This window comes from Aeromonas sp. R7-1, assembly GCF_040908115.1.
GTDB classification, from domain to species: Bacteria; Pseudomonadota; Gammaproteobacteria; order Enterobacterales; family Aeromonadaceae; genus Aeromonas; species Aeromonas caviae.
Map to the genome: position 1 here is coordinate 1 of NZ_JBFODD010000001.1, position 9,968 is coordinate 9,968.

At 62.4% G+C, this 9,968-nt stretch carries 13 protein-coding genes; 7 read left to right on the top strand and 6 right to left on the bottom strand.

Going from position 1 to position 9,968, the window contains the following annotated elements; genetic code table 11:
• The first annotated feature begins 565 nt into the window (after nucleotides 1-565).
• The 6 genes from AB5Y51_RS00005 (at nucleotide 566) to AB5Y51_RS00030 (ending at nucleotide 4,920) form a co-directional block, all read left to right on the top strand.
• Nucleotides 566-1,711, top strand: a complete 1,146-nt coding sequence (locus AB5Y51_RS00005; protein WP_368177824.1) for an AAA family ATPase — start codon at nucleotides 566-568, stop codon at nucleotides 1,709-1,711.
• On the top strand, nucleotides 1,708-2,604 hold the full coding sequence (locus AB5Y51_RS00010) for an ATP-dependent DNA ligase (protein WP_368177825.1): 897 nt from the start codon (nucleotides 1,708-1,710) through the stop codon (nucleotides 2,602-2,604). Before AB5Y51_RS00005 ends, AB5Y51_RS00010 begins: the two co-directional genes overlap by 4 nt.
• Nucleotides 2,605-2,614: 10 nt before the next feature.
• Nucleotides 2,615-3,850, top strand: coding sequence for a hypothetical protein (locus AB5Y51_RS00015; protein ID WP_368177826.1), 1,236 nt, complete (start codon nucleotides 2,615-2,617; stop codon nucleotides 3,848-3,850).
• Between the two features lie 245 nt (nucleotides 3,851-4,095).
• Nucleotides 4,096-4,308 (top strand): hypothetical protein, encoded by a 213-nt coding sequence (locus AB5Y51_RS00020; RefSeq protein WP_368177827.1) that lies wholly within the window; start codon nucleotides 4,096-4,098, stop codon nucleotides 4,306-4,308.
• A 21-nt stretch (nucleotides 4,309-4,329) separates the two neighbouring features.
• Nucleotides 4,330-4,539, top strand: coding sequence for an Hha/YmoA family nucleoid-associated regulatory protein (locus AB5Y51_RS00025; RefSeq protein WP_368177828.1), 210 nt, complete (start codon nucleotides 4,330-4,332; stop codon nucleotides 4,537-4,539).
• Nucleotides 4,540-4,566: 27 nt separating this feature from the next.
• Nucleotides 4,567-4,920, top strand: a complete 354-nt coding sequence (locus tag AB5Y51_RS00030) for a hypothetical protein (protein ID WP_368177829.1) — start codon at nucleotides 4,567-4,569, stop codon at nucleotides 4,918-4,920.
• 26 nt (nucleotides 4,921-4,946) lie between these two features.
• Here the strand turns inward: AB5Y51_RS00030 and AB5Y51_RS00035 are convergent, their stop codons facing one another.
• The gene (locus tag AB5Y51_RS00035) at nucleotides 4,947-5,318 is read right to left on the bottom strand and encodes a hypothetical protein (RefSeq protein ID WP_368177830.1); all 372 of its coding nucleotides are present in this window, start codon (nucleotides 5,316-5,318) and stop codon (nucleotides 4,947-4,949) included.
• A 370-nt stretch (nucleotides 5,319-5,688) separates the two neighbouring features.
• On the opposite strand from AB5Y51_RS00035, the gene AB5Y51_RS00040 reads away from it, so the two are divergent.
• Nucleotides 5,689-5,949 carry a hypothetical protein gene (locus AB5Y51_RS00040; RefSeq protein WP_368177831.1) on the top strand — a complete coding sequence of 87 codons (261 nt, stop codon included), beginning with the start codon at nucleotides 5,689-5,691 and terminating at the stop codon, nucleotides 5,947-5,949.
• Here AB5Y51_RS00040 and AB5Y51_RS00045 read toward each other — a convergent pair.
• From AB5Y51_RS00045 to AB5Y51_RS00065, 5 genes are all read right to left on the bottom strand, one after another.
• A complete protein-coding gene (locus AB5Y51_RS00045) occupies nucleotides 5,946-6,173 on the bottom strand; it encodes a hypothetical protein (protein WP_368177832.1) in 228 nt (75 codons plus the stop codon). The two genes, AB5Y51_RS00040 and AB5Y51_RS00045, sit on opposite strands and share 4 nt — an antisense overlap.
• 2 nt (nucleotides 6,174-6,175) lie before the next feature.
• A complete protein-coding gene (locus tag AB5Y51_RS00050) occupies nucleotides 6,176-8,134 on the bottom strand; it encodes a hypothetical protein (RefSeq protein WP_368177833.1) in 1,959 nt (652 codons plus the stop codon).
• 27 nt (nucleotides 8,135-8,161) lie between these two features.
• Nucleotides 8,162-8,566: a hypothetical protein gene (locus AB5Y51_RS00055; RefSeq protein ID WP_368177834.1), complete on the bottom strand. Its 405-nt coding sequence runs from the start codon at nucleotides 8,564-8,566 to the stop codon at nucleotides 8,162-8,164.
• Between the two features lie 22 nt (nucleotides 8,567-8,588).
• Nucleotides 8,589-8,924 (bottom strand): hypothetical protein, encoded by a 336-nt coding sequence (locus AB5Y51_RS00060; RefSeq protein ID WP_368177835.1) that lies wholly within the window; start codon nucleotides 8,922-8,924, stop codon nucleotides 8,589-8,591.
• Between the two features lie 155 nt (nucleotides 8,925-9,079).
• Nucleotides 9,080-9,968: hypothetical protein (locus tag AB5Y51_RS00065; protein ID WP_368177836.1), on the bottom strand; the 889-nt coding region annotated here is incomplete at its 5' end.

The following is a 9,968-nucleotide window of genomic DNA, read 5'->3' on the forward strand; positions in this document are numbered from 1 at the left end:
ATGGTGATTACCACACCCTCAGCGTTAAATATAAACGTTTATATTTAACGCTGAGGGTGTGGTAATCACCATTACTTGGGGTGTGATACGTGAATGGGGTGTGGTTATTGCATGGTGTTTGGGGTGTGATTGTCATGGCGTGGTGCTAACGACATGGCGACAAAGATTATTTTGTGATGGGGTGTGATTGTTGGCGGTGGCAGTGGCCGGATTAAGGTAGTGGCGCGTGAATCAATGGCCGCTAGGTCAATCGAGCCGGCCAGGGTGGTGGGTGTGCAGCTTGGCTCGCACTTCCGCCTGCTTGCAGAGTGCGCCATAACCCCTTGTCTTACCTTGCCTATCTGCCTGCTCAGGCGGAAGTGCGCTGACAGCGCGACGGTTTTGCACCGCTCTATGGTGCATTGGCATCGGCAGGCATGGCTGATACCTCCAGGCTGCGACAGTCATTCGCCGACAGTGGGCGTGATAGCTCCGTCAGATTTTTAACTTACTTACACTTTTTAATTGCTTTTGGCCAAAAATGTGTAATCTTTAGGTGGTCGAAACAGACAGGAGATCAAACCAGATGAAAGAACAACTTACGACACTGTTTAACCAGTGTGTCAACAACTCACAAAGCATGCGCGAGCGGCTGCAGAAAGATGCCATTGGCACCACCTCGCCGACCGAGCGCGTCATCACCCGCCGGTTCAATGTCAGCGAGACTGCCGAGCTGGTTGGCGTCGCCCGGGCCGCTATCGACCAGGCCGAGAAGGATGGTCGCCTGCCACCCCCAGACCGTAACGAGCACGGCGCCAAGCTCGGTTACACCCTCTACCAGATACAGCGGATGCGCGAGCTGTTCGGCACCGCCCTGGTACAGCCCCACGCTGTCACCGTGGCCGTGGCCAGCAACAAGGGCGGGGCCTACAAGACCAGCGTCGCGGTGCATGCTGCCCAACGGTTCGCCCTGCTGGGCTACCGGGTGCTGCTGATCGACTCAGACCCCCAGGGCACGGCCGGCGACTATTTCGGCTGGTCGTCCCGCTGGGTCGATGGTGGCAAGACCATCGCCCCCTGGATGCTGGGGCGCGAGCAGAGCCTGGCCTATGCCATCCATCCCACTTGCTGGCCTGGCATCGACCTGATCCCCGCCAATCAGGAGCTGCAGCGCATCGACAAGGAAATGGACAAGCTGGAACTGCCCTACCCGCCGCACCTGATGCTGCGCGCCGGCATCGAGACCATCAGCGCCAACTATGACCTGGTGATCATCGACGGCGCCCCGAACCTGGCCGATGGCACCATCGCCCAGGTGTTCGCCGCTGACGTGCTGATCTGCCCCACCCCGGCCGAGGTGCATGACACCGCATCGACCGAACAGTTTTTCAGCCTGCTGCGCGACATCACCAGCGCCGTGCCGGACGAGGATGTCTGGGCCATCCCTGACGTGCGGATCCTGGTCACCAAGCTGGCCAACGTCGCCGGCAGCAGCAGCCAGAAGGTGAAGGAAGAGATTCACAAGGCCTGGGGCGGCATGGTGCTGGCCAACCCAGTGCGCGTCACCGAGGAGGTGGGCAAGGCCCAGATCAGGATGCGCACCGTGTACGAACAGGACCGCAGCGAACGCAGCAGCCCCTCGGCCTGGAAAAACGCCTGCGGCATGTGGGATGCCCTGTTTACCGAGGTCAATGAGACCCTGCTTAAACCGCGCTGGGGGGCATCAGCATGAGCACCTTCCGCCCTATGAAGGGCTGCGATCTGGAAGGGGCGCCGCGCTTCCCACTGTTGGCCATGCCGAAGATCGATGGTATCCGGTGCGTGATGATGACGGGCCAGGCGCTCAGTAACAGCCTCAAGCCACTGCCGAACCGCCACCTGCAGGCACTGGCTGCCGACCCCGCCCTGCACGGGCTGGATGGCGAACTTACCGTGGGTCACCCCAGCGCCCCTGACGTATACCGCGCCACCAATAGCGCAGTGATGAGCCAGGACGGCGAACCCCGGCTTACCTATAGGGTGTTCGATCTGTTCGACCACCCGGGCGGCTATGCCGAACGTCTGCAGGCACTGCAGGCCAGGGTAGCAACCCTACCCTATGCCCTGCGCAGCTGGATCGAGGTGGTGCCCGCCAAGCTCATCAGCGAGCCGCAAGAGCTGGACGACTTTGAGAGCATTTGGGTCGGTGAGCTGGGGTATGAGGGGGTGATGATCCGCTGCCCGGATGGGGCTTACAAACATGGCCGCAGCACCGCCAAGCAGGGCTGGCTGCTCAAGCTAAAGCGCTTTGTCGATGATGAGGCGGTGATCATCGGCACCACCGAACAGATGCACAACCAGAACGCTGCCCAGCGCAACGAGCTGGGGCTGGCCAAGCGCAGCAGCGCCAAGGCGGGGCTGGTGCCAGCCGGTGTACTCGGCAATCTGGTGGCCCGCTGGAGAGGGGTGGAGTTCGAGATCGGCACCGGCTTCACCGCCGAGGAACGGGCCCAGCTCTGGCAACAGCGCGCTGACCTAGTGGGCCAGCTTGTCAAGTTCAAACACTTCCCGGTCGGCATGAAAGACAAGCCGCGCCACCCCACCTATCTCGGGCTGCGCTCGCCGCTCGATATGACCGACTACTGAGGATCCCCCCATGAACGAACAACAACCCATCACCCCGATCTCTGCCATCCCCAGCGTCACCCGCCTGGCCCGTCGCGTCACCGCGAACGACGCCGCCGGCAACAAGATCAAAGACACCCTGCTGGGGCGCGACATCGTCTGGGAAGTGGTTCAGGTGCCCGCCGACAAGGTCGAGCAGGCCACCATGGTCTGGCTCGGCAACGAGCGCGAGCAGGCCCTGCTGGACACCATCACCCTGGGCGACATCCTGGCCACCCTGGATCCGGTCCACGGCAACGACGAGTTCGCCAAGGGCCGGCGCGTGAACGGGGTGATCGAGGTGCCGAACGGCAGCCGCCGGCGCATGAGCTGCATCATCAAGGGCGCACCCTATAACGTCCTGGTGTGCGACGACCTGACCGACGAGGAAATGCAGCACCTGGCCGAGGTGGGCAACCACTACAACCCGACCAGCCCCTGGGAGCGCGGCAAGCGCTATGCACGGCTTGAACGCCAGCATGGCAGCCTGCGCAAGGTCGAGGAGTACCTGCAGGGGCGAGGCGAAAACGTCAGCCGCCGTACCATCACCCGCTGCATCAAGACCGCCGAGATCCCGCTGCAGATCATGCACCTGTTCCGCAACCCCAGCAGCCTGAGCGCCGACCAGGGCAGCCAGATCGCCGAGTCGCTGGACGCCATCGTCAAGGGCGGCCTGCCCCTGGCCGAGGCCAGCGAGCAGATCGAGCACGACTGGCTGGAGACCGAGCACCCCGAGGATGCTGACGAGGCGCTGGTGGCCTTCCTGCGCGACTGGCAGCCGCTGCTGACCACTCAGGCGGCACCGGCGGCCAGGCCCAAGGGCAAGGCAGAGAAGGCGGCCCCCGTCACCCACACCTGGGCCAAGGGCAAGCTGACCGTCGCCGGCAGCAAGCTGACCCTGCAGCTCGATGTGAGCATGCCCCAGAACGAACGGCAGGAGCTGGAGCAGAAGATAGCCGCCCTGATGCTCGACTATGAGCTGCCGGCCGCCCTGCGCGGGGGTTACCTGACCAAGGAGTCATACCTGGAGTACCAGGAGAAGCTGGGCAAGGTATGCGTCGAGCTGGGGGTGGCCCCCAGCATACTGGAGCCGCTGCTGCTGGCCAGGTTCACCGAGGCCATGGCCGAGCACGGCTGGTCAGCCGCCAGCTCCGGCATGCTGCTGAACATCCGGGTGATGCGCGCCACCTGTCAGGAGATCGTCACCGCGCTGCGCGCCGAGCAGTAAACCACGGAAGGAGGCCCGGCTGGCCGGCCGGGCGCAATCAACTGTTATAGGAAAAACAGCCCATGAATGACCAATCAGAAAACATAAGCGACGAATCCGAGCTGGTGCGATGTGAGAAGTGCGGCACGGCCATGAAACAGGTTGGTAGTGGTGGTGCCACTCAATCCAACGGATGCGACGTGGACTGGGTGAATTATGAATGCCCAGCATGCGGGCACAGATTCTCTGACATATAGGGGAATGGGATGAAAAAGATACACGTAGCCCACTCCGGGCTGACCGGCAATATCTACGCCGGCACCCTGCTGAAAAGCCAGCGCTGGGGTGCTGACAAGACGGATGTCACCGTGCCCGCGCTGGTCGCCGTGGCCGAGCACACCCTGAAAAATGACGGGGCCGTCATCATCAGCACGGAAGATGGCAAACCGGTGTATGAGATCAGCGTCAAGCGGCTGTAACCAGGTGCAGCGGGAGCAGGGATGAACGAACTGGTGATCAGGTTGCGGCGGTTCAAGAGCCGGGACACCCTGGAAGCGGTGGCGCCGAGGATGCAGAACAAGGCGGCCGCGCTCGGTCAGGAGGAGGAGCTGGCCGTCATTGCGGCCATCGACCACCGCCGGGCCGAGATCGCGGCCAGGCGGCTCTATGACCCGGGCAAGGTGCCGGCGGCCGTCTGGGCGCTGCTATAGGGATGGGATTCAACCAAGGGGAAAAGCGTGGGGGTATCGGTAAGCAAGGGGACCTGGACTGCGCGGCACGGCAAGGACAAGGCGACCTATGCAGAAACACGGTTTGGGGCAGCGGCGCAGCAGCTGGCCGAGCGGGCCTATCTGCAGATGGTGGCGGGGTCGTTCGACAAGGCGCGGGACGACATTGAACTGCGGCAAAGCTACTCCATGAAGGAGACCGCCTTGCTGCTGGGGATGACCGAGGGGAGGCTCTATCACTGGGTCAGCACGGGGGAACTGGACGGCCAGGCCGTGGTGCCACCCCGCAAAGACCCCTCGCGGGGCAATAAGGACAGGTTCAGCGGGTGCGAGGTGATCCTCACCAAGGAGCGGATGAAATAACAGTGGGGCATTCTGCCCCACTTTTTTTACTCCCTGATCACCCTGACCATCTTGCGGTAAATGTCGGCCATCATGACCACATGGGGTACGGGGGCCGTCAAAAACACTTCAAGCGCCTTGTAGCGCTCGCTTTCGGTCGGTGGGATGTTTTCCGGCGGCAGCACATCCCTGACCGGCATCCCCAAGAAGTCGGCTATCACGACCGCAGCGTCCAGAGGCATGAAGGTGTTATTGTTCACGTCCACCCAGCGCGTCAAGTTCGACAGCGGTATCTTTGTTTCAAAGCTCACATCTGCCAGGCTATAACCACCGTCCCGGATCAACGTGGCCAAGTGTTGCTTTGCTGACTTCAAGAACTGCCTTGCCCTTTTTGTGACATAAACCTTTCGGATGGCCATTAAGTACGTCTCCAGCGCATCCCGTTCAACCATTATTGTTGTCAACTGTCAGTTCTGACACCCAATTATGGCAAATTAGAAGCAGATAACCCAAATTTGGTTTTCAAGGGCTTATAGAGTGTTTTCACGGTAGTAACAGGGATGGGAAGCGGCGCAGTATTGCAAGGCCTGGGGGATAGGATTACTGTATAGAAATACAGTAAATAGGTGCGGCCACCGAAGTGGCCGCGAGGTGACACAAAACCCGCCAGAGTCGTGTCGTGTGACGTGCAGGAGATCAAGCCAGCCGCGCAGGAGCGAAAGATCCTGACGCGAGTCACGGGGCAAGTTTACATGACGCCGCTGCATAACAACAACATGGGAGGTTGCAGTGATTGTAAAACTAATCGAGCGCGAGATCGCGGGGATAGGCGATGAGCTTGATGTCCTGCCGTTCATCCAGCAAATCGGGTCACCGGCGGCGATGCGTCACTATGAGCGGCGTGTCACCGAGCTGAATCGCAGCCTGGTCGATCTCGACGAGGTGATCCAGCTGCAGGCCGAGCGGGGCACGATGCCCCGGCTAGACCTGAGCGAGGTGCGCCAGCGCGTCCAACTTCTGGCTAAACGGGATGATGGCGCCGCGCACTAGACCTCGATTTCATAGCTGGGCAAGTTCGGGGCGGCCTCTTCCAGCCTGCCCCCTTTGAAGAACGCCATACTGCCCACCGGCACCCCCTCCCCCAGCACCTTGACGGTGCCACCCCCCAGCGTCTGCAGCTGGGTGTAGCCCCCGCCATAGCTGACCACTTGCCCGATGTTGCGCTGGTCATGCTCCGGCAGCAGGGAGACCAGCATGCGGTAGATGTTCGCCACGGTTATACCTCCGGCCGTTCAATGGTGAGCCCCTGGCTGACCAGCAGCCCCTCTTGCTCAGACCAGCTCGCGCTGATCCGCAGCCCTCGCGTGTACCCCTTGCCGTCCGGCGTGGCCGCAATCAGCCCCGGCAGCAGCAGGCCGGTGTCCTCTGACAGGGGGATGTCGATGTCGTCATCCGTGCGGGGCCCCGCCTCGGCGAGCAAGGCGCTACCAAAGGCCCGGATGCCATCGGTGTCCACCATCAGGGGGTTGAGCTGGGCCGGAAGCAGGCGATCCGCCCCGCTGCCCTGACGCTTGACCAGGCAGGGCCCCAGCACGTTGCCGCCACTGCTCACCCAGACCCCGTTCACCTCTTTGCCCCGGTCGCGCTGGCGCCCCTTGGTGAGCATGATGGAGCGCGGGATCACCACATCCGGCGGGGTGCTGGCCAGCTGCCACGGCAGGGCCGGATAGCGCGGCTTGACGGTGATCGCCTTGTTGGCCATGTCCGGCAGCACAAAGGCGCCGGCGGCCTCGGCCAGACGCTGAATGGCGGTGATCGGCGTCTCGTTCTCGAACGACCAGTTATTGCCGGGCACCAACCAGTTCGCGGCCTGCCAGTCCAGGGTCCAGCCCGTGGGCAGCTGCTGCTCGGCGAGCTGCGCCATGGTGCGGTCATTGGCCTCGGTGTCGCTGGCCGGCACCACATAGCTGCTGGACAGGTAGGCCGTCAGGCTGCGGCCGCTGATGGTCGCCGACTCCTCATTGAAGGCGCTGGCGTCGCTCCAGCGCTCGGCCTTGAACACCCAGCGGTGGCCGTTGATCAGGATCTCCACCTCCTCGTTGTCAACGGCCTCGGCCAGACTGATGAGGGGGAGCTGGGCGCTGAACTGCCAGGCCCAGGCGTCGGCATCGATCTCGACGTTGATGCTCTCGGCGGGGATCAGCATGCCGTCGCTGAGCCGCTTGATGGTGGCGCTGTTGATCACGAAATAGACCCTCCTGGTCGGGATGACATGGGTATTGTCGGGATACCAGACGAACTCCAGGGAGGCGTCACCCCGGGGGCGGCCGAACGCCAGCACCTTGGTCCGTTTGTCTGGCCGCTCCGGCTTGATGGGCGGCTTGGGGGGCGGGCTGGTCCCCCAGGGGGGCTGCATCGCCTCCTCCCACCGCGACAGCCAGCCCTTGTGCAGCTGCAGGCCGAGCTGCCAGCGCTGGCCGCCCAGGGTGAAACCGAGCGGGGTGGCCTCCTGCCAGCGGTCGGCTTGCCACTCCTTGTCCTGGCGCGGGGGGTTGCGAAACCCGCTCACCTGCCAGCGCCCCACCGGGGCCCCCTCGACCCAGAGCGAACGGGTCACGGCATGGCCGGGGGGTAGGCTGTCGAAGCCATGGCCATTGCTTGCGTCGAGGGCCAACCCCTCATCGAACGGCACCCGCACGGTGCCATCCTCCCGGGGCAGCTGTTCGGCCAGACCGGCCCACTCAGCCTGCAAGGGGCTGGCCTCTTGCCAATGGTTCTGACAGGGGGCAGAAACGAGGGCTGGCTGCTGCCAGTCGCTTTGCACCGCCCGGGTCACCAAGCCGGCCCGCTCGAAATGATCGGCGCTGGTGTGGCTCGGCCCCCGAAACACGTTGATGTCGTGGCCGGCCTCGATGGCGGGCATCAGGGGGCGGGCCGTGCTGGCCAGGGTCGCCTCGATCACCACGGCGGCGCCGATCTCGACCGCCGGCAGCGGCGCCGTGGCAAGCAGGGCGGCTGGGTAAACCGGCGTCACCACCAGGCTGGCTTGGGTCGCTGGCCCCGTCCCCTGCAGTGCGCTCGGCAGCACCAGGCCCGGGGAGCAGGTCAGGCTGGGCGGCAGGATGGTGCCCCGCAGCACGGCCGCATAGCGCTGTACCTGGAGCGGGTTCAGCTCCAGCGCGGCGCTGGCCTTGCGGGCCTTCTGCAACTCCAGCCGGGCGTCGGTTCTGGCCATGCTGACCTCGTGGCTCACGGGGAGCGGTTAGGGTTCGGTAAAGATGGCGTCGTTGATGCGCACCATGGCGCCGGTGAACAGCTCACTGGCGGGGATCTCGATGTCGGCGCCGCTCTCCGGTGGCCCCACGTCGAGATCCGCCACAAAGTCGCCGTCCCGGTTGGTGATGCGCCCCCAGGCCTGGACCCCGCTGGCGGTGACCATCTGCTCGGCCAGGGGCTTGAGCGTCAGCACACCGCCCGTCACGCTCTGGGCGCAGGGGTGGGTGAACTGCAGCGTCACCAAGAGCACCTGGCTGGTGATGGCCGCCCCTGGGGCGGGGCGTCCACCGGTGTAGATCTTGAGGGTCGCTGGCCCCGCGCTGCCCTCGTCGATGGCGGCCGCCAGCAGCTGGGCGCGGCTGGTGCGCAGTGCATCTGCATACGTGAACATAGTACCTCCTGGTGAGGCCCTATCAGGCCAGGCCAACCCCCTCACCGGGGGCGTAAGGGGTGGGGAGCTGGTAGTCGGCCGCCACCGCGTTGTAATCGGCGGGGCCGAACGCGGGATCGTCCTGGGCGACCAGCATGTAACGGCGGTTGAGCCAGAGCAGATCGAACCGGTACTTGCCATCGCTGGCGCGGCTGTAGGTCTCCCCGATGAGGTTGCCCGCCTGGTCGAGGCAGAGCACCCGGCGCCGGACGCCCTCCCCGTCGATGGTGACCGTGCTCTCGATGTAGCCCTGCTCAACGTTACGTATCCCATCACGGAGCCAGAAATAGTCTTGTCCAACGCAGATTTTGGTCGGCATGCTAACAAACAACTGCCGCACTGGGCCTGCGAAAAACGGTGGTTCACCACGCCAGGCCACATCCTGAGGTTGGAACTGGCTACGGGCCTCCTTGTTGATGGGGATAATCGCCATCGGCACAGTGACAAGTGTGTACGGAAGGGTATCCGCCATGATTACCTCCACGGGCCTGTCAGGTCGAAGCCCATAAGAGTTATTTGACCTGCTGTAGCTTGCGACTCTGCATAACCGACTTGGATCAGGCGCACTATCTTTCCAGGCAATGCGGGCAATCCGATATAATTCTTGCCTGAAAGTGCTGCTACATTGACAAATGGCTGAATGAGGCCAATCAAGTAACCACGTAGCTCATTACCCGTTTCCATCACCATAGGCGGGGATGCACTCGCATAAAACGCATTATCAGGCCCGTTTGGGTAGTTCATTCCATTGCCTGGTCGGCCAAACAATCCTTTGGTCCACCAATTATTAATCGTCCCTGCCAATTGGGTAAAATTCCGCGCCAATACCCTATAACTGGTGTTATCAAACAATGGGAATGTATTGCCATAACTGGTATTTGAAGATCCGGCATTGGTCGCCCAGTTGCGTGACAGTTCTGATGTGGACGTAGTTGGGTAATGGCTCAACACCGCATGGTAACGATCACCTGGTCGCACCGACAGCAGATAACCGAAACAAAACAGAAACTGATAATTGGCAGACGCATAGGCAGGCAAAAAATAAAATAATTGGCTGTCACCAATAAAATCCCAACGACCATTGCTATAACGCTTAGTCGCTGGCCAGCGGTGCTCGAAAATCAATGTGTATGTGTCGATATCGATCACATTCTCGACCATCGCCACCTTTGCTAGATAGGCATTACTGGTTCCTGTCCAGCCGCTGAATGCGGTGTTGTCGATGCGCAGGCTCACATTACCCGACTCGCTGACGTTGCTCGGCCGGTAGATGGCCACCTGACCGTCACCACTCTCATGGGTCAGAGTCCAGCCGAGGGGGGCCACCTTCATCGACATGATGCCGCTGCCAGCACTACCCGGG